The following is a 20859-nucleotide window of genomic DNA, read 5'->3' on the forward strand; positions in this document are numbered from 1 at the left end:
TGCGGCTTTTTTGTCACGGGGACTATTGCAAATTAGTCCTTAACAGCTACCGTGCTCGCTTTCTTTTCAGGGATCGGGAAGCCACGATCGCGCATTAATGCTTCGATATTGGCATCGCGACCACGGAAAGAGCGGTATGCGTCTGCCGGGTCCAACGCATTGCGAGGAGCGAACAAGTATTTCACCAGTCTCGCAGCTACTTCCTTATCGTAGAAGCCGCCTTTGGACTCGGCGAAAGCCTCAGAGGCATCGGAGGTCAGCACATCGGCCCACATGTATCCGTAGTAGCTGGCCGCATAGCCTTCACCGGAGAAGATATGACCAAAATGAGGAGAACGGTGGCGCATCACCAGTTCATCCGGCATACCCAGCTTCTTCAAAGTTTCACGTTCAAACTTGTCTGGATCGATACCTTCAGGATCAGCAGTGTGGAATTTCATATCCACCAGTGCAGATGCCAGGTACTCAGTAGTGGCAAAACCTGAATTGAACTTAGCCGCCTTCTTGATCTTCTTCACCAGATCCGCAGGAATCGGCTCACCAGTTTTGTAGTGCACCAGATAATTGTCGATAACCGCATCGGTAGACAACCAGCGCTCCAGCAGCTGAGACTGGAACTCGGTGTAGTCACGCACACCGCCATTTAAGGTCGGATAAGTAACGTTGGACGCGAGGAAGTGCAGCGCATGGCCAAACTCGTGGAAGAAAGTCTCTGCATCATCCCAACTTACCAGTACAGGCTCACCGGGAGCGCCCTTGATAAAGTTAGAGTTGTTGGAAGAGAGAACGTTCTTCTTACCATCGAAAGTGGAGTGATCGCGGTACATGGTTGCCCAGGCTCCAGAACGCTTACCTGCACGAGCAAATGGGTCCAGGTACCAGAGGCCGATATGATCGCCACTCGTCTTATCGGTAACTTCCCAGACCTTAACATCTTCATGGAATACCGGTACTGAGCCTTTCTTCACTGGAGTGAACTCAAAATTGAACAGCTCTCCAGCCACATAGAACATGGCTTCACGCAGGTTATCCAGCTGCAAGTACTGTTTAACTTCATCGGAGTTCAGGTCGTACTTGGCCTTGCGAACTTTTTCTGCGTAGTAGCGGTAGTCCCAGGGCTCAATAGTGATATTGGCTTTCTCGGCATCAGCCACAGCCTGCATATCAGCCACTTCTTCCTTCACGCGACCAACTGCCGCCGGCCATACCGCTTCCATCAACTCCATGGCGCGCTCAGGCGATTTGGCCATACGATCACGCAGGCGCCACTGAGCGTAGTTGTCGAACCCTTGCAGGCCAACACGTTCGTCGCGCAGCTTCAGGATTTCAGCGATGATAGCGTTGTTATCATGCTCATCACCATTGTCACCACGGCTGTAGTAATTGGTCCAAATCTGCTTACGCAACTCGCGATTGTCAGAGTAAGTCAGGAAGGGATCCATGGAGGAGCGGGTATTGGTAATCGCGTACTTACCTTTTTCGCCCTTCTCTTCCGCCAGGGCCGCCGCAGCAGCGACAAAGGAATCCGGCAGGCCGCCCAGCTGATCTTTAGTCAGGAAGATGTCGTAACCTTCCTCATCAGCCAGTACATTATTGGAGAACTTTGTATAGAGTTCCGCCAAGCGCTTATTGATTTCTGCATAGCGCTCTTTCTTTTCCCCTTCAAGGGTGGCGCCATTGGTTGCGAACTGGGTATATACCAACTCGACTACGCGCTTCTGCTCAGCGTCCAAATCCATTGATTCACGCTGATCATAGATAGACTTGATGCGCTTAAAGAGGCCCTTGTTCTGATAAATCTTGGACTCGTAGTCAGCCCATAGAGGTGCCAGTTCGCGCTGGACCTCACGGAATTCCGGGGAGGACATATTACCGGCCCAGATTCCATAATAAGAAGATGCACGGCCCAACTCTGCCCCACTGCGCTCCATCGGAACAAAAGTATTGGCGAAAGTAGGCTTGGCAGGATCGGCGGCTATGGCGTCCAGCTCTGCCAGATTCATCTCAATACCCTTCTCAATTGCGGGCTTGAGATCTTCAAGATTCATCTTGTCAAACGCAGGAACACCACCAAAAGGACCTGTCCACTCCGCCAATAGCATGTTGCTGGCGTGCTCAGGACTAACAGCCATGGACTTCTCGGCATTCACGGTATCTTTGACCACCTCAGCCTGTTGTGTCTTTTCACCACAACCGCCCACTACCGCAAGAGCTGCGGCCACGGATAGTGCGATCATTGTTTGACGCATCGGTATCTCCTCTAGGATAGAGCTTTGTAATAGTTTTAAGAGCGGGAGTTTAACCCCAGTTGGCCTATGCCCGCCAATACTACCGCCATTCTCAGCCATAGCTGCGACAGAGTGAAAGAAATGCACGACGATTTCATTTTTAGCTGACCAATCAGTCCAACCTTGCTAATGGCGCATCCATTAGACCAAAGTGATTTAATTGAGACGCTGCAAAAGAGAGGGGTGACCAGGCTTTACCGCAAGGTCATATCTCCCTTACCTACTCACAAGGCCAACAGCCTATTTACCGCTAGATATAAGAAAAAGCGACTCAATGAAAGTCAAATCCATTTCTGTATCCAAACCCACTCATATCAGACGTATATCCTCTCACCAAGAACCAAAGGAATCTAAACGCAAAAATCTATAAGTGTGAATCGTTTATGATGACTCGCAGGTTCAAAGCCTGGTGCTGGTGCTAAAGAACGAGTACGCGTGAACACTTACCCCTTGCAGTCAGCCTGAATAACTCAGGAAAACCCTCTCCCACTTAGAATTAACTGCACTATATGCACCAATAAAACTTCATGAAAAGAATCAACTAAAGAATTCTATAATTTGATTTAAAGAAACACCTGACAGTTTATAAAAGAGGGAAGTTTCTACATAACAAATCCATACTCCCCAAAGTTAAGTTATCTCACTCTTATCACTAGTTATTACTACAATGTTGGTCAGTTATCCTCGGGAAACTTGAGCATACTTAGCCAGATGTCGCTAACCGCTAGTTCCAGATAAACCAGCTACCAAACAAAATCTAAAAAAGAAAACACCAAACACAAACCTGCATGGAGAGTGGATACCGACTACGAGCTTGAAGCAGTATATTCATAGCATGTGTGCACCCTGCCTTTTGCTCCACTATTGCTTTCAATACGAAAGCAATAACTCTTAATGCAAAATAATTACCGACACACCCCCTAGTTATTATTAGCTATATAACCCCATCTGAAGGTCTCAAAAATCAACCAAACCTACTAACCGCATACCGTAAGCTATCTCATTACAATATTATTGGTAGGAACAAAGAAAAATAACCTTTCTAAAAATAAAAAGATATCGGCATTAAATATTGCGTCTCTCAAATACTCCAACAACTAAATACCTATACTTTTTCTAGCTATTAAAAGGAGTTAGCTATGTTGTACTCATATCATCACCCCAAAATTCTACCGGCAATCCTCTTATCATTAGCGGGGTTCCTATCCTTAGGTGCCAACGCTGTAGAGTGCGGCGACACTATTACAGAGCCAACCACACTAACGGAGGATCTCACCTGCTCAATCAGCGATCCGAATGCTGCCGCTTTAACGATTCAGGGACCTAGTGGAAGCCTTTACATGGCAGGGTTCTCACTTACCTGCTCCGGACTGGATCAGTCAAACGGTATAGTCCTTACAGGCTCATCTGGTGAACTATCCACTGGCACAATTAATGGCTGCAACGACGCAATTGTGCTATCAGAAGGTGGGCTTCATACTGTATACGGCATTAATATTTTACTTCCGCTCGACGATGCCATTGTAGTAAGCAGCAACAGCAATACTGTTATTGGGAACTTCACATTAGGCGATGGAAGTGATTCAGATGATGGCATTGACATTAACGGTAATTACAATTTTATCTCTCAAAATGTTATTGAGCTTTCGGGCGACGAGGGAATGGAAGTAGATGGCATTGCCAATACAATAATAGATAATACAATTACCGGCTCAGATAGTGATGGAATCGAGCTAGATGGAAACTTTTCTATTTTTATATCAAACACAATCCTAAGCAACGATAATTCAGGTATTGTTATTGGAGGAAGTTCATGCACCGTTTCAAATAATACTGTAATAGGAAATGGATCCTCTGGAATTATATTGCAAAGCTTAGCTTCCAATAACAGCATCACCCAAAATACTAGTAGCAGCAATGGTGCTTATGGTATTTACATCGCAGGCGTGGATGTTACAGGCAATAGCATTGTTTTTAACACTGTAACAGGAAATGGAATATTCGATCTTTTCGACTTATTCGAGGCTGAAGATTGCAGTATCAGCAATAACCTCTGGTCAGGAAATACCTTCTCAAGTGCCTATCCAAACTGTCTTGATTGAATTACTGACAAATCCGAAAGGGTTATTGCTTTAACTATTTAAGAGTAATAACCCTATCGGGGCATCATCGAAACTGAAATTACCGAATAAGTAGTGCTGCCAGTCAGATCAAGAAATCTATAAGACAACCGCATCCATCTCGACCTCCACCAGCCAGTCGGGATCAATAAATCCTTTGACCTCCACAAATGTGCAGGCAGGCCGAATATCCGAAAAAAACTCTCCATGTGCTCTCGCAGCTTCTTCCCAGCATCTAATATCAACCAACATTATACGCGTTCTTATCACGTCAGTCAGGTTTCCACCAGCCTCCTTCAGCGCAGTAACGGCAATATCCAGACAAAGCTTTGTCTGACCACGAACATCACCAATATAGGCCGATTTTCCATCCAATATAGGCGCCGTGCCAGAAACGGCAATTTGATTTCCTATTCTGCAGGCCCTGGAAAAACCAATGGGCTCTTCGAGATATGAGCCAGAACTCACCAACTTTCTCATTTCAATCTACCCTGAAACCTTACGTGTAAATATGGCAATTTTATTCCCGTCCAAATCCCTAAAATATGCACCGTAAAAAGAGCCTGAATTTCTATAACCCGGATTACCTTCTGACACTCCCCCAAGCTTAAGGGCTAGGGAGTAAATTTTATCAACGTTTTTCATACTTCCAACATCCAGGGCCAGCATAGTGCCATTACCAAAGCTTGCGGCCTGCCTATCGTACGGCACAGTAATTGCCAGCTTTGTCAGAGAGCCCTTAAACTGCCAAAATATTACTGAGTCAGAACGATAGACCTCCTCAGCAGATAAAATCTCGAAAACCTGCGAGTAAAACTGGCTTGCCCGATATAGATCGTTAGTACCAAAAGTGATGTGAGAGATCATGCTTTATTTTTCCTCAGTAAAAATCTGAGCCGCTGTCTCGAAGACCAAACGAAAGCAAACATCTAAATAGTATTTACATTTAATCAACCCAGGAAGCTAGAAGACTTTCTGCACCGGAGATGATGCAACTTTTATAGCAGCGCAATTCAACCCTTATTTTTTCCCAGCTCCAAGTGGGCATTCCTCATATTGGCATAACTGGTGGTCTGGGCCGAACTCAAAACGCTCCTTGATGCTCAATAAATAGTCTAATAAAGCCGAGACTCGCTTTGGCTTGTTGACTCCAGTCCGATAGACCAAGTAGATAGGCATGTAGATCGCATGCCAGTCTGGAAAGATACGAATCAACTCCTGCCTCTCCAACTCACAGATCATGCTATTAACAGGAATTTGAGCGATACCCACTCCTCCCGCGGCAGCTCTTTTAGCCATTTCCGGGTTATCGCAATGAAAATTACTGCGCACCTCGACTGATTCTGTTGAACTTTCGGATACCAAACTCCAAATGGCAGACTCCTGGGCCACGCCAGCAGTAATACAATTGTGCTGACGAAGGTCTTTTGGTGATTCAGGTATCCCGTGCTCCCTTAAATAGTGTGGGCTTGCAACCAATACCTGGGTCGTATACCCAACCTCTTTTGCTACCAAGCGGTCATCTGCAATTTGCCCAACACGAATTGCCAGGTCTATCCCCTGAATAAAAAGGTCATCAAAAGCGTTGGAGAGCTCCAGAGATACCTGGGCTTTAGGCCACTGCTGCAAAAATGGGGGAAGGATATACTGGGCCAAATAACTTCCCATGGCTGGAGGTGCTGAAATACGCAAAAGGCCCTGAACCTGCTGCTCTATTTCCCGCACATCTTCACGTAAAGACTTGAACTCCTCTACCAATAGAGAAGCGCGACGCAGAGTAACTTTACCTGCATCAGTAATCTCAATTTTCCTGGTAGATCGCTCCAACAGCTTGGCCTGTAACTGCTCTTCCAACTTCGATATGGCCTTGCTCACCGTAGATTTGGGTAATCCCAGCTCTTCGGCGCAGTGAGTCAGACTCATCAGTCTACAAGTAGTCACAAAGATAGATAAAGTTCGGAAGTCTATAGTTTCCAAATCGCGAACAATCAATTTCCAAACGCCTTATTGTTTCAAATTACCCAAGAGAATAGTCTGTGCGCCATCGATAGACAACTGCATTTAGCGACAACATTTAAGGTGAGCAAGATGACTGCGACACAAGACTTGTTTTCAAGCATTCAATTAGGTGATGTAAAACTGACTAACCGTGCCGTGATGGCCCCCCTGACCCGCTCAAGAGCTGAAAACCATGTACCTACCCCTTTAATGGCTGAGTACTATGCACAGAGAGCAGGCGCCGGCCTGATTATTGCCGAGGCAACCATGGTAGCCGAGGGAACCTCGGCCTTTATCTCTGAACCAGGCATATACTCCCAGGAGCAGATTGAAGGCTGGAGACGAGTCACTGATGCCGTGCACGAGAGAGGCGGCAAAATATTTCTGCAACTTTGGCATGGCGGACGAGCCAGTCACCCAGACCTCAATAATGGTGCAACGCCTGTAGCCGCAAGCCCAGTCGCCATTGATGATACCGTCCATACACCGGATGGAAAAAAGCCATACACCACCCCACGATCTCTTGAGATAGAAGAAGTCCCAGGAATTGTTGCAGCTTTTAAGCAGGGAGCTATCAATGCTAGAGATGCTGGTTTCGACGGGGTAGAAGTTCACGGTGCGAACGGCTATCTACTGGATAATTTTTTGCGGGATGGCTCAAACTTAAGAACAGATGAATACGGTGGGGCGTTGGAGAATCGTGCACGCCTACTCTTCGAAGTTCTGGAGGCCGTCATCGGGGTTTGGGGCTCAGGCAAGGTCGGATTGAGAACATCCCCCCTGAACGGATTTAATAGCATGCGAGACAGCGACCCTATCGGACATACCCGCTGGCTCGCCGATAAGCTTAATGAGTACAACCTGGCATACTGGCATCTGATGCGAGCGGATTTCCTGGGTGAGCAACTTGGAGATGTATTAACCCCAGCCAGGGAGCAATACAAGGGCAACTTAATTGGTAATATGGGTTATGGGCGAGATGAGGCCAATGAGGCTATTGGTCTGCAACAGGTGGATGCAGTGGCCTTTGGTGTTCCATTCCTGGCCAACCCGGATCTACTTGAACGGTTTAAGGCGGGGGCCAGCTTGAATGAAGCAGACCCGGGCACTTTCTACACAGGCGGTGCAAACGGTTATACCAATTATCCCACCATGTCCTGATCTCTTCGAATATGCAGATAGGTCGCCTTAAGCGGGCGACCCACCCTCCTCATTCACATTGGCTACCGCCACAGGTCGGATCTTTATATTACTTATCAATGAGACCAACACAAAACTGAGCAACATTAACAAGTACCATGAGCTGAGCTTCGCCAGAGATACCATTTGCCATTCATGGGATTGATTAGGGTAAATCCATATATTTGCAAAAGTAGCAATGTTTTCAGCAAACCAAATAAACAGTGCTACCAGCAACCACCCCAAAAGAAGCGGCATAGAGCGATGCTTTTCAACGACCTTAAAGTAAATATTGGTTCGATAAAACATTAACACTGTTCCCGCTAGTAATGCCCAGCGGAAGTCCCAGATATAGTGATGTGTAAAGAAGTTGGCATAGATAAACACAACCAGAATAACTGTCAGCAATTTCGATGGATAGTGAGAATATTCAAATTCAAAAATTCGCCACACTCGAGCAATGTAACTGCCCACTGCGCTATACATGAACCCTGTAAACAGTGGCACATTACCAATCCCAAAGAAGTACTCTTCCGGGTAACTCCATGAGCCAATAGCATCAGATGTCTTAAATATCTCCATGACGGTCGCAACGACATGAAATACGACAATAACAATTGACTCCCTGAATGTTTCCAGTTTTGTAGCTAGAAGAAAGATCTGAAAGGCTATAGCAGCCAAAAAGATAAAGTCATACCGGTGAATCGATTCCAGTGGATACCAATAGTTGGTGACAATCATAATTCCCAGCAAGAAGCCACCAAAAATACAGGCATAAGCCTGCCTCAAGCCAAACAACCAGAGCTCACGAATATATCGTTTCAAATCCACACTTGATAACACTGCAAACAACACCTAGAGGAAAATTTCTGTGGCTTCACAGCCTACCGATTCCATTACCTTTCTATCTTTAGAAAAAACTATCTGACATTTATGTTTTTAAATCCAAACTCTTTACTCCCAGCCTTAAAACCGAGATTCAAGATTTCAGTATAGTTCTCAGGGACTTCAAAAAATACGATTTCCAGCTCAGCCTCAGAACCGCGGGGAAGCTCCAGATGTACCATCCCCCTCACCTCCTGCCCACCCCTAAATGCCTCATGCTCCTTGAAGACAGCGCCATCTTTCATAATCAGGCGCCAGGAGGAAAGCCTTACTTTTTGATGACTTCTCCGATTAGTCACTGTCATACGGCACTGCACTGTACCGCCCTGCCTTACACAATGATTGTGATGGATCTCGGCCCCTTGCAGGTAAACAACACCACCTTCAGAAGTCGTTTTTGGAAGACCTGCAGCAAAATCTGGACTGTGATACTCCTTCCCCAGAATAAAAAATGAAAAACAAGAGATCGAATAAGCCAAAACTACAACCACACCAAATAGGTAGCGATTTTTTAAATAGCTCCAAATACACAGAGATAGCGAAGTGCACACAATCACAATAGCTATAAAGGCTACAAAATATTCAGGGCGCCATATGCCGTATAGGTAAATCATGGGCTCAGGAAATAGATACTGGGTAAGCGCCCATAGCACTGCTACTAATGCTGACAATACCCCCAATATTTTTGCAGCCAAAAACTTCCTGCGACTGACTGAGTAATATCCCTCTACCATATCTGTCATTTTGCTCTATCCCTATAAAACCAGTTTCAAACTGGTTAGCTAGCACTGCAGACAACTCACTTAAGCTCCAAGCCAGTGCAAAATGGTACATGATACAGATTTAAAGACCAAAATCGATTACACCCTATTTCTAAGCTTTCTCTAGCAATCTCGATTATAATTTGAACACCACACTCTTCGACAATCTTGAGTTGTGCTCTTTCTGCATGTGAACATGACATAACTATATTGAAAATATAGTCATGCCAGTTATAGAGAGGGGAATGAAATACCAGGGGATTAATCAGAAAGGGAGCTGCCTCTCCTCCTACAAACCAAGGCTCCTGCACATAGAATCGGCGAGTATCAACAGCGCAATAGATCATCCTGACAAATGCAAGTTACCGCACGCACAACGGGCCAATATAGTAATCTTTAACAATAGTTTGCCAGACGAGATAACCTAATCATCGCTACTGTAGGAGCTGCCGTTCGAACTACTATCTGAATCACTATCATACCAACCATCATCCTCCCCCCTACTGGAGGAACCGGACCATCGTGCCATTAAACCTACACCAAGCACGACTAGCATTATCGCGTAAATATCGATCTCTATATTGATTGCCCTGTAAACTCCAAGGCATACAAGACTTAAACCTAGCAAAAATTCCAGAATACGCACTATTACACCACCTTTCCATAAATCAGAAAATCCATAATTGAATTTTTTAGGTAAAGCCTGTACCCCATCTAACTCACCCAAATACCGCAGTATCAAACAAAACTCAACATCCACACATTCAAGGAAATACCCACAAGAATCAAGATTAGCTTGACTGTCAAAAAGTGACGCATATTGCCTATCCGGAGAAGGCTTATATTTTCAAGATTAACTTTCTTATGGACATCCATGCCCGCCTCTTTAATCTGAGCACTGTAGTTTCGAGAAGTTATTCCCTCCAAATCACTCACAGCCTCAACAAGAAAAGAAGATAACTTACCTCCAATCTCATCAATTGGCAGCTTGATTTCGCCTGATTTCTTATGCCCCTCAGTTACCACAAGCAAATTATCACCCTCTATGCTTGCAGAGACTAAAGCCCCCTTAATATTCGCGGCCTTATATCTGACTGTGGCTTCAATAGCACCCCGTTGTGGCAATCGATTTAATTGGAAAGATAAAGGACGAATTGTTTTTTCTAGAGGTTTAGTTGCGAAACAAAAACCAGCTACACTTAATAGCACCCCCCAATAAGGTATTTCAAAATAGCCACCAAGAAGAATAATTAAGGCGCAACCTATCATCAGCGCAGAAAATGGCAAGAATAGCTGCCTTACAATACTATCCACTTTTAACAGCATAAATGAATTGATCTTCTTCATATCCATCCCCAAAGATTGTCATTATCAGTTAACCCATGGAATTATCAGCATTAACCTTTGAAATGCAAACCGGGCATCTCTTTACAATGAAGAAGGCAACCAGGGAAGGTAAATTAGCGGTAATTTTGCGCTGGGAAAATAAAAAACCCCTTACCTAAACCAAAGGGTCAAGATAAGGGGTTTTAGATTCAAGATCTCTGAACTATGGCGAACTGAAAATCAAGAAATTCGACCTGCTCGCAACCATTCAGAAACACAAAATGCCAACTCCAATACCTGATCGGCATTCAAACGCGGATCGCATTGGGTGCGGTAACAGCTAGCTAAATCTGACTCAGAAATTTTCCAGGCACCACCGGTACATTCGGTAACATGCTCACCGGTCATCTCCAGGTGGATACCGCCGGGATGGCTTCCCTCAGCCCAATGCACTGAAAAGAACTCACGAATTTCCCGCAGGATCTTATCAAAATCTCGCGTTTTATAGCCGTTACCCGCTTTAACGGTATTGCCATGCATCGGGTCCGTACTCCATACCACTGAGCGCCCTTCCGCCTGCACAGCGCGCACTAAAGCCGGTAGCTTTTCACCCAGGGTATCGGCACCCATCCGGGTGATCAAGGTGAGGCGACCCGCATCATTCTCAGGGTTAAGTTTATCGATCAATCGCAACAACTCATCCGGCTGCATATTGGGGCCAACTTTCACCCCAATCGGATTGCAAACGCCAGAAAGAAACTCCACATGAGCACCATCCAGCTGTCGTGTGCGCTCACCAATCCACAACATATGTGCAGAGCAGTCATACCACTTACCAGTGAGGCTATCAGTGCGAGTCAGCGCTTGCTCATATTCGAGTAGAAGTGCTTCATGAGAGGTATAGAGTACCGTCTCACGAATTGCGGGGGTGTTTTCAGAGGTAACACCACATACCGCCATAAATTCTAAAGCTTCCTGAAGACGCTCTGCCAACTGGGCGTACTTCTCCCGCTGCGGATTATTTTTCAGGAAACTGAGATTCCATTTGTGTACCTGGTGCAAATCTGCCAAACCACCTTGGGCAAAGGCCCGCAGCAGGTTCAGTGTCGCAGCGGACTGGTTATAGGCGGTTACCATTCGCTGTGGATCAGGTATGCGCGCTTCGGCAGTAAAATCAATGCCGTTGATAATATCGCCACGGTAGCTGGGCAGTTCTACTCCGTTCACCGTCTCGGTATTTGCTGAACGGGGTTTGGCATATTGGCCGGCCATTCTCGCAACTTTCACCACCGGCAGGTTACCGGCAAAGGTGAGCACGACAGCCATCTGCAACAATACCTTGAAAGTATCGCGAATGCGGTTTGCATTAAAATCGGCAAAAGATTCAGCACAATCACCGCCCTGTAAAAGGAAGGCTTTCCCCTCGGCAACCTGAGCCAGCTGACGGCGAAGTTCGCGAGCCTCTGCCGCAAAGACCAGGGGCGGATGACCAGAGAGCTGTTTAGCTACCTCGGTAACATCTTCTGCAGAGGTGTATTCGGGCTGTTGATGTGCGGTGAAGTTTCGCCAGCTCTGGGGGGTCCAAATTTGGGTGGGGGATTCGGGCACTGGGACTCCTAGCTCAACTTCCATCTTTCACTCTTACTTCTAAAGGATAAATCTTAAGGGTGAGCATATTGCTCACCCCCAAATGTGCCGAATTTACAGCACGCTGGCAACAGCCTTACAGAAGTATTCCATATTATTGGAACTCAGGCCGGCAATACTGATGCGACTCGAGTCCACCATATAAATGGAATAGTCCTTTTGCAGCTGTTGTACCTGTTCGGGATTGATACCCAGGAATGAGAACATCCCTTTCTGCTGGCGGATAAAGCCAAACTCACCGGCAGCACCCGCTGCGGCGAGCCCTTCTACCAATCCAGCACGCAAACCGTTAATACGCTCGCGCATTTCGGTCAGCTCAGCTTCCCAGTTCGCTTTCAGTCCCGCATCAGTAAGAATAGATTCTACAATGGCAGCACCGTGGGAAGGTGGCATGGAATAGTTGCCACGAATAGCGCTCAGCAACTGGCTATGGCCTTTATCGGCGGCTTCACCATTCGCATAAATCACCATAGCCAGGCCGACACGTTCGCGATAGAGGCCAAAATTTTTCGAGCAGGAAGCCGCGACCAGCATTTCTGGAACGGATTCAGCCATTAAGCGCAGGCCGTAGGCATCATCTTCCAGGCTCTCGCCAAAGCCCTGATAGGCCATATCGATAAACGGCGTGAAGCCCTGCTTTTGCGCCATTTCCGCCAACACTTTCCACTGCTCACGGGACAGATCCGCACCACAGGGGTTATGACAGCAGGCATGGAAAAGAACAACATCGCCCTCACCCACATCCTTCAGAGTCTCGACCATTTTGTCGAACTGCAAACTGCTGGTAGCGCGGTCGTAGTAGGGGTAGCTCTTGATTTGCAAACCCGCATTACCCAGAAGCGGCACATGGTTAGCCCAAGTGGGGTCACTCACCCACACAGTTGCCCCAGCTTTGGCGCGATTAATCAATTCCGCCAAAACTCTTAAAGCACCACACCCACCGGGAGTTTGAGCTGAGCGAACGCGACCGCCCACCAACGCGGGGTGCCCGGCACCCAGCACCAGCTCCTGCATGGCGGTGTTGAAACCCGGAGTTCCGGCCGGGCCGATATAGGCCTTGGTTTCCTCACCCTGTAATAAGCGGGTTTCGGCTTCCTTGACGGCTTGCAAGACAGCAGTATGGCCTGCCTCATCTTTGTAGACGCCCACACCGAGATCAATTTTGCTGGGGTTTTCATCCGCGCGGTAGCTGGCCAAAAGGCCCAAAATCGGATCTGGCGGAAGGCTGTTTAAATGCTCAAACATCTGAAAACTCCTCTTAGTTATCTCATTTATTCATCAACGAGGCCGCGCTCAGACCATTCCTTCGCGCGCACCATTAACTTATCAATAATGCTATCCAGTTGTTCCCGCTCCTCAGTGGAGAGGGATGCCATCAAGTCATTCTCGTACTGATGGGCCAGCGGCACTATGCGAGCATAAATATCACGCCCCAGCTCCGACAGGTTCAGCACTTGCCGGCGCCGGTCACCGGGATCTTCACTGCGTGTAATGTAGTCATTCTTTAACAGGGAAGAGACGGCTCGACTGATTGCGACCTTGTCCATCGCCGTCTGCTCAACCAGCTCGGCGGCAGATAAATCGGGAAAACGACCCAGAATTGCCATCACCCGCCAAGCGGGAATGGTGAGGTGGAAGCGCGCACCATAAGCTTGCGCAATAGCATTACTCACTCGGTTGGAAAGTACCGAGAGGCGGTAGGGTAAGAACTTTTCGAGGCGCAGCTCGTCGTTCTCAACAACGGTGGGTCGCGTGTTTTGTTCGATTGTCATAGCTGCCCTCAAACCTGCCTGCTCGGGTGTCCCGGTTGTACCTGATACTCAATTTAACTAACATTGGTTTCAAATGTAACCACTATCGGCACAAATACTTTCTGGAAAAGTTACCGGGCCATACGAAAAAATGGCCGGACAGTATAGGTTTTTTTGCGCCATATTTGCGAACTAATTGGGTCTATGGCGCAAGAAATTTGCGTGTAAGTGGCGCTGAGATGCTCAATTTTTCGCCACACCTTCGAACCATCCGCACAGAAGCGAGGCCACGCCATGAAACAGTGGATCAGCTTTCCGCGAACGGAAGGAAATACAAGCCGCCAAGCCCATGCAGATTTCCCACCCAACAGCTTTGAAAGGGAAATGGGCAAAGAGGGTTTTTTTGGGCCCTGCACCCACTTCTACCATCGTCATCCCCCCACCGGCTGGAGCCAGTTCGAAGGTCCACTGCGTCCCCACGCTTTTGATGCCACGCAAATGAAGCACAATGGAACAAGCCCCTGGGATCAAAAGCCGATCCTGCGAAACCAGGATAGCCAGGTCGCCCTCTGGACCTGCCGGGAGCCTATGGATCATCTGGTGCGCAACGCTGACGGCGACCAACTCCTGTTTATACACAATGGGAGCGGCGACTTGTTCTGTGATTTCGGCCATCTCTCTATTCGCGATGGGGACTATATCCTGCTGCCCCGCGGCACCTTATGGCGCCTGACGCCGACAGAGGATGAGCCACTGGAACTATTGATGGTGGAGGCGATAGGCAGCCATTTTCAGCTCCCCGAAAAAGGGATCCTTGGCCCCAATGCGATTTTTGACCAAGCGATGCTGGATGTGCCTCGTATAGATAAAGCCTTTCTCGATCAACAGGGCGATGATGAGTGGCGGGTTGTGGTTAAGGCCCGGCAACAGCTGTCGACCATTACCTACCCCTTCAACCCACTGGACGCCTGTGGTTGGACTGGGGACAACCTGGCCGTTTGCATCAACTGGCGCGATATACGCCCACTGATGAGCCACCGCTACCACCTACCCCCTTCGGCTCATACCACCTTTGTCGCACAAGGTTTTGTTGTAGCGACTTTTGTACCTCGCCCGATTGAGAGTGACCCGGGCGCACTCAAAGTCCCCTTCTTTCACAACAATGATGACTTTGATGAACTCATCTTCTATCACCGTGGTGACTTCTTTAGCCGCGACAATATTCATCCGGGGATGCTTACCCTCCACCCCATGGGATTTACCCACGGCCCCCACCCCAAGGCATTTGCTACCGGGGCCCGGCATGCGCGCAAGGAAACCGATGAAGTTGCTGTAATGATCGACAGCCGCACCCCCTGGGATATTCTCCCGGATGCCCATGCCGTGGAGCTAACAGATTATGTAAACTCCTGGAAGCCAAAGTGAATACAGCGCATCCAGACAACACCAAGAAGGCTGACATTCAAACAGCCAAACGCCAAAACAAAGAAAAGGAAAGAGAATGGACCTTTACGGATACTTTCGCTCATCCGCCAGCTACCGAGTGCGTATCGGGCTCAACTTGAAAGGCCTGGAATACGAATATCACCCGGTAAACCTGCTCAAGGGAGATCAGCACGGAGACGACTACCGCACGCTGAATCCACACGGGCTACTGCCAACCCTGAATGATGGCGAAACCAGTCTCACCCAATCCCTCGCCATTTTGGAATGGCTGGATGAAACCCATCCAGAACCAGCGCTACTTCCAAAAGCTCCTGAAGCCCGCGCACATATCCGCGCGCTCGCGCAAAGTATTGCCAGCGATATTCAACCTATACAGAACCTCAGGGTTCTGCAGTACCTCCAGGCTGAACTCAAAGTCAGTGATGAGCAAAAAATTCAATGGATTCAGCACTGGATACACCTGGGCTTCTCCGCACTGGAGAAGCAATTAAGACCCGCGCCTTTCGCCGCTGGAGACAATCCAGGGTTGTTCGAGTGTTGCTTACTCCCGCAAGTATACAGTGCAGAACGCTTTGGCCTGGATATGACCCAGTACCCCAAAATCCAGAAAATCACAGACGCTTGCAATGAACTGCCGGCCTTTATTAAAGCCCACCCTTCAGAACAACCAGACTGTATTGTGTAGTACCCTTTTATGGATGCCTGGTCTCATCGGGCATCCTACATACACTCGAAAATTTCACTACTTGCCACATTTCATTGCCTGTGGTTAATATCTCTATCCAAACTTGAAAACAACTCGAATAATAATATTCCCCACTGCTGTAGCTAATCAGCCGAGGTCATCAGTATGAACTCCCAAGACCAGATCTCCCTCAAAGAAAAAGAAGTCATTAAGCATGTCAAGAAGCTGAAGAGCTTTTACCAACACCTAATCACCTATTTATTAGTTATCTCGGGACTAGTAATTGCCAACTTAATACTCGCCCCCGGATACTTATGGTCACTCTGGGCGGCATTTGGCTGGGGTATAGGGCTCGCCTCCCATGCAATTAGCACCTTCAATTTATTTAATTTCTTTGGTGAAGATTGGGAGAGAAAGCAGATAGATAAGAGAATGGGGCGTAAATAGCAATAAATCGTGTGCGATGGGGCATCGCCAAATACAAGCATATGCTTTAGATGTTAGAGTACTTTCCCAAAGTACTCTTCTCCTAGCCCCTCACTGTCAACGCAAAAACTCCAAACACTTCCCTACTTACGAACACGAACAATTACCTGTAATCTAAACAAAAATCTATATACTCCAAGCCGTTTGACAAAAAAACAGTTAATTAACAGGCTTAAATTATCGAGCTCTGGTAACAAAGTATTAACACACTTCTTATATAACAAATAATAAATATATTATTAAAATGATAACAGGAACCCCAATGTCCTTCCTCAAAGTCTCTACAGGCGCTCTATGTCTATCACTTTGGATATCTATACCCAGCATCAGTAAAGCTGAGACTTTTCACTGGCCCGATTACCAAGCAGAAGCGGCCACCAGTGAGCATCGTATTGATGAGCTTTATTACTTACAGCCCCATAACAGCTATGAGCGGCTAGAAAACGGTGAAACACTGACTGACTGGCTCGACAAAGGCTTTCGATCACTGGAAATCGATGTCGTAGATCACGGTGCCTGGCAAGGTAGCAGCCATGGGCCCTATGTTGCCCATGGACAAAACGACATCGGTAATCACATGTGCAATAGCAATGGAGACGATGATCATCTGGAACACTGTCTGGACGATATCAAATCCTGGCTTTCCGTTAACACTATTGAAGCGCCAATAATGCTGTATATCGATATGAAAACCAATTTAGATTGGTTTAACGCCTGGTATGCAGATGAAATTTATTTGCTTGACCAGTATATCCAACAAGAGCTGGGCGACCTCCAGTACAGCTACCAGGATATGCTTGCATATTTACAACAAATTTCTTCCTCAGAAAATTACCGTACCACGCTTACAAGTACGGGATGGCCTAGCGTTGGCAACTTATTAAATAACGGCAAAAAAGTAATCGTTATTTTTACCGGAGGACAGTCAGGCAACGTCAATAATCGAATGGAATCCGCATTAGACTCCTACGAGATGAGCGCATTTTTATGTCCTGATATAGATACCGGAGATCCAGAAGAATTTACCGGCTCCATTGATTCAATAGACAGCAGTAGTTCGCAAAGAATATTTTGCGGCAATGTCCAGGCTGGCGATCATTACCAGATAACAGCCAACGCAGCCGCTGAAACCAAACAGCTGATGCACCTATGGGATAGTTCTGGCGATTTTAGCAATACCGACTACGGCTACATATTTACAGCAATCGCACATGGTGCCACTGCAATCGGGATGGATCCTGATACAGTCGCAACCACCCCCAATTATACTGGCACGGCAATTCCTTTTGTCGGAGTAAGGAGAAGTCTTCCCGGCTATTTGAGAATCCGTTCTGCCTCAAATGCTGACTTGTGCATGACCGTCTCCCAGGGCTATAGCAATGGCTCAAACCTAAATATGAACAACTGTGGCTCCGGCAATGAACAGCAGTTTGTTTACACTGCTGAAGGCCAACTCCGTCCCAAGGGTAATAATAAATACTGTGTTGACTTCAACACTGGCTCTGCTGATAACGGCGATAAAATGCACCTGTGGGATTGTGACGGCGGCAATTCGGAAAAATGGCAAATCCAGGAAAGTGGAATCATCCAGAATCGCGATAAGAACTGGACCTATTGTATAGACGCACCGGGTAGTTCAACCGAAGAGGGTGAGCGCCTTCAGGTTTACAAGTGTGATAAGAATGATAAGAGCCAGCAGTTTGTTTTAGAAGCTGTCGAAGATTGGGAGCAGAGCAGCTTTTAAACTCAAATTAAAAAAGGGCGCCTGTAAAGGCGCCCTTTCTCATAGAGGTCACAATGCTATAGAACCACTGCAGTAATATGTGTTATTGCAGAAATAAGCTCTGGAAGATTAATCCAGCTCCCCTGCTTCACACTGCCTCCAGCCCTCGCTAAAGATTCCATCATCTATAGCTACCCAGGTTTCATAGGTGAAGGTCAACTCCGGGATTTCTTTAATATTAAATGAGAAGTGGAAGCCTTCTATTTTTTCATCTGTGCGCATACAGGGAACAGAGGGTACCCATGTCTTGAAGTCCAGAGACTCTCCCTCGCTAATAACCTGTCCCTCTGCAACACCCTCGAACCATGGTGTAAGGCTAGTCAAACCGCCATTGATATGCTTCACCTGAACATTCTCAATAGTGTAATCGGCATCAACTGCTGTCAGAGACCATTGTAGGTATTCATCTTCGGTAGGGGATGTATCCCACCGTAAATCTGACGGGGTACCGTAGCTTGGAATATTTTCGTACGGCATGGGCAGCCAGAGGCTCTCATCCCAGGAATTGATGTTGCGCAGACGCACACCCTTAGCTTCGCTCATGGGCTCAACTTCTACAACAAAATCGTATTCCGGCGCATCGTCAATCAAATCTGTAGCGTAGTAGCGAAATACGTAGGTGCCCGCTTTGGAAAACACGGTACCACTGGTATTTTCACAATCTTCACTATCTGGATAGCTGGTAAATTCACCACCTTCCGGCGTGCTGATCAACTCTTCATAAGTGAATACTTCATCGCCATCTGCATCAACTACCACAGGGCGATGCAACAGGGACATACAGGGCAGGATTTGGAAATAATCTTCATCAGTGGACAATCTACCCCAGTTGCGCGCCCAAACTACAGAGCGGATTTCTGGTGCAGTGTTGGAGACTTTGGCGAGACCATCATCTTCAGAGTAGGTCTTGGCATATAGACCACGATCATCACTCACGATCAAACGTGCAGTGTAGGAACCCGGCACATCAGTAATTACCTGAGCACGGCGAAGCTCACCACTCTCAGGTTCGGTGATTGCCTCAATTACGGCATTACTGCCATCTGGCCTGTCAACCAGTTCCCAGTGGAAGGTCATTTCATCATTATTAGGGTCGCTGCTGGAGGCATCGAATACCAATGCATCACCAACGAGTACAGATTTGGACTGAGCTTCGACACTACGGGTAGAAGGATAACCATTTACCTTGCCAATCTTGGCTTCCATGGTTGCTTCCAGGTCTATCTGATTGGTTCCATCAGATACGGTCATGCTTACGCGATAGGTACCAACCACATCCAGCTCTTGGATTTTCTTACCCAGCGGTTTCCAAGAACCAATATCTACCAACTCGGCAACACTACCTTCAGGCTTTTCAATCAGCTCCGCTTCAATAATTTGTAGAGCATCACCCTCGGGGTCATAGCCAACAAAATTAAATTCAGCGCGAAGCCCCAGCTCTTGCTCACCAATACTGTAGGACGGGTAGTAACCAGTAGCCTCGATCTCACCAATTGGAGCTTCATTCGCCTCAGCTTCAGGGTCAGCCTCAACTATAATGGTTACTTCGCGCTCTTCACTCTTTCTGGCGCCATCAAAAACAAACAAAATTAAATTGTAAGTATCTGCTGCAATAGGAGTGAATTTAACGGTAGAGGTTGTCTCGCCTTCCAAATCGGGAACCGGAACACCATCAGTTTCCACTGGACTATAAGCCCACTTCCAGCGGTATTGCAGAGAGTTACCTTCCGGGTCATAACTTTCGCTTGCATCCAGAACAACTTCTTCGCCGAGAGTAATCGTCTGGTCTTCTGTTACTGCAACAGGAGGTGCATCACCGGCGGAAACGGTTACCAGCACTTCCGCAGGCTCACTGTCAACTCCGTTGTAAGTAACAACTAATTCAAGCTTGTAGTCACCTTCGATATCCAGGTGCAGTGTAGCCTGACTAGAGTCACTGTTAGTCAGGTACGCAGCACTGTCGAGAGGCTTTTCAACCAGGGTCCATAAATATTCCAGATTTCCAGTCTCACCCGTTGGCGGAGTACTCAAGCTGCCATCAAGGCCCAGAGTATCTGTTCCGAGAATAATACTGTGCACCGGTTCAGTGATTGCCACTGGATTCGGGCTGGTTGCAGTCAGGGTCATACGAGCTGCTTCACTGGTTTCAGTACCGTCATCTACAATCAGGCTCACCACATAGTCGCCCGGGAGATCAGCAGTAAATTCAGTGTAGGCATCTTCAGTGCTGGTCAGCTCTGCCAAGCTAAGCTCAGGCCATTCAATCAGCTCCCAACGATAAGTCAGGCTTGCATCTCGCGGACTACTGCTATCTGTGCCATTCAATTGAACCGTAACATCACCATCTGCCAGCGAGAAAGTGGTATCAGCAGGAGACAGCAAGCTGAAACTGGCAGTGGGCTTTTCCACTTTGTTATTGGAACCGCCACCACCACAGGCAACGAGTACGAGAGACAGACACAGTGTGCCCAACAGGGCCATTGCTCTTTTCATCTGTGGAACTC

17 protein-coding genes are annotated in these 20859 nt (G+C 47.3%); 6 read left to right on the top strand and 11 right to left on the bottom strand.

The features are described 5' to 3' along the window. Window positions 1-32: 32 nt before the first annotated feature. Window positions 33-2249 (bottom strand): M3 family metallopeptidase, encoded by a 2217-nt coding sequence (locus tag ACJJI6_RS08290; protein WP_475713116.1) that lies wholly within the window; start codon window positions 2247-2249, stop codon window positions 33-35. A 1178-nt stretch (window positions 2250-3427) separates the two neighbouring features. Between ACJJI6_RS08290 and ACJJI6_RS08295 the strand changes: the two genes are divergently transcribed. Next, on the top strand, window positions 3428-4390 hold the full coding sequence (locus ACJJI6_RS08295; RefSeq protein ID WP_475713117.1) for a right-handed parallel beta-helix repeat-containing protein: 963 nt from the start codon (window positions 3428-3430) through the stop codon (window positions 4388-4390). Between the two features lie 117 nt (window positions 4391-4507). Here ACJJI6_RS08295 and ACJJI6_RS08300 read toward each other — a convergent pair whose 3' ends face one another. From ACJJI6_RS08300 to ACJJI6_RS08310, 3 genes are all read right to left on the bottom strand, one after another. Further along, on the bottom strand, window positions 4508-4888 hold the full coding sequence (locus ACJJI6_RS08300; RefSeq protein WP_475713118.1) for a RidA family protein: 381 nt from the start codon (window positions 4886-4888) through the stop codon (window positions 4508-4510). A 6-nt stretch (window positions 4889-4894) separates the two neighbouring features. Continuing rightward, window positions 4895-5275 carry a VOC family protein gene (locus ACJJI6_RS08305; RefSeq protein ID WP_475713119.1) on the bottom strand — a complete coding sequence of 127 codons (381 nt, stop codon included), beginning with the start codon at window positions 5273-5275 and terminating at the stop codon, window positions 4895-4897. A gap of 153 nt (window positions 5276-5428) precedes the next feature. Then, window positions 5429-6400, bottom strand: coding sequence for a LysR family transcriptional regulator (locus ACJJI6_RS08310; RefSeq protein ID WP_475713120.1), 972 nt, complete (start codon window positions 6398-6400; stop codon window positions 5429-5431). A 96-nt stretch (window positions 6401-6496) separates the two neighbouring features. Here ACJJI6_RS08310 and ACJJI6_RS08315 point away from each other — a divergent pair, with 96 nt between their 5' ends. Continuing rightward, a complete protein-coding gene (locus ACJJI6_RS08315) occupies window positions 6497-7567 on the top strand; it encodes an alkene reductase (RefSeq protein WP_475713121.1) in 1071 nt (356 codons plus the stop codon). Window positions 7568-7594: 27 nt separating this feature from the next. Here ACJJI6_RS08315 and ACJJI6_RS08320 read toward each other — a convergent pair whose 3' ends face one another. The 6 genes from ACJJI6_RS08320 to ACJJI6_RS08345 all read right to left on the bottom strand — a co-directional run bounded on the left by ACJJI6_RS08320 (window position 7595) and on the right by ACJJI6_RS08345 (window position 13976). Further along, the gene (locus tag ACJJI6_RS08320; RefSeq protein ID WP_475713122.1) at window positions 7595-8410 is read right to left on the bottom strand and encodes a DUF817 domain-containing protein; all 816 of its coding nucleotides are present in this window, start codon (window positions 8408-8410) and stop codon (window positions 7595-7597) included. 95 nt (window positions 8411-8505) lie between these two features. Continuing rightward, window positions 8506-9213, bottom strand: coding sequence for a hypothetical protein (locus tag ACJJI6_RS08325; RefSeq protein WP_475713123.1), 708 nt, complete (start codon window positions 9211-9213; stop codon window positions 8506-8508). 756 nt (window positions 9214-9969) lie between these two features. Next, window positions 9970-10578 (bottom strand): hypothetical protein, encoded by a 609-nt coding sequence (locus ACJJI6_RS08330; protein WP_475713124.1) that lies wholly within the window; start codon window positions 10576-10578, stop codon window positions 9970-9972. Window positions 10579-10797: 219 nt separating this feature from the next. Next, window positions 10798-12189: a class II 3-deoxy-7-phosphoheptulonate synthase gene (locus tag ACJJI6_RS08335; protein ID WP_475713125.1), complete on the bottom strand. Its 1392-nt coding sequence runs from the start codon at window positions 12187-12189 to the stop codon at window positions 10798-10800. A gap of 69 nt (window positions 12190-12258) precedes the next feature. Next, window positions 12259-13449: an amino acid aminotransferase gene (locus ACJJI6_RS08340; protein ID WP_413665239.1), complete on the bottom strand. Its 1191-nt coding sequence runs from the start codon at window positions 13447-13449 to the stop codon at window positions 12259-12261. A 26-nt stretch (window positions 13450-13475) separates the two neighbouring features. Then, on the bottom strand, window positions 13476-13976 hold the full coding sequence (locus tag ACJJI6_RS08345) for a MarR family winged helix-turn-helix transcriptional regulator (RefSeq protein ID WP_282933355.1): 501 nt from the start codon (window positions 13974-13976) through the stop codon (window positions 13476-13478). A gap of 273 nt (window positions 13977-14249) precedes the next feature. Between ACJJI6_RS08345 and ACJJI6_RS08350 the strand changes: the two genes are divergently transcribed. The 4 genes from ACJJI6_RS08350 to ACJJI6_RS08365 all read left to right on the top strand — a co-directional run bounded on the left by ACJJI6_RS08350 (window position 14250) and on the right by ACJJI6_RS08365 (window position 18316). After that, window positions 14250-15380 (top strand): homogentisate 1,2-dioxygenase, encoded by a 1131-nt coding sequence (locus tag ACJJI6_RS08350; protein WP_444896760.1) that lies wholly within the window; start codon window positions 14250-14252, stop codon window positions 15378-15380. 76 nt (window positions 15381-15456) lie between these two features. Next, on the top strand, window positions 15457-16086 hold the full coding sequence (gene maiA / locus ACJJI6_RS08355) for a maleylacetoacetate isomerase (protein ID WP_444912689.1): 630 nt from the start codon (window positions 15457-15459) through the stop codon (window positions 16084-16086). A gap of 165 nt (window positions 16087-16251) precedes the next feature. Next, window positions 16252-16533, top strand: a complete 282-nt coding sequence (locus ACJJI6_RS08360) for a 2TM domain-containing protein (protein WP_444896758.1) — start codon at window positions 16252-16254, stop codon at window positions 16531-16533. 301 nt (window positions 16534-16834) lie between these two features. Further along, the gene (locus tag ACJJI6_RS08365; protein ID WP_475713126.1) at window positions 16835-18316 is read left to right on the top strand and encodes a ricin-type beta-trefoil lectin domain protein; all 1482 of its coding nucleotides are present in this window, start codon (window positions 16835-16837) and stop codon (window positions 18314-18316) included. Between the two features lie 108 nt (window positions 18317-18424). Here the strand turns inward: ACJJI6_RS08365 and ACJJI6_RS08370 are convergent, their stop codons facing one another. Further along, entirely contained in the window at window positions 18425-20848 is a 2424-nt protein-coding gene (locus tag ACJJI6_RS08370; protein ID WP_475713127.1) for a PKD domain-containing protein, read from the bottom strand. Window positions 20849-20859 lie beyond the last annotated feature (11 nt).

This window comes from Microbulbifer maximicatervae (SeqCode) (assembly GCF_056232625.1).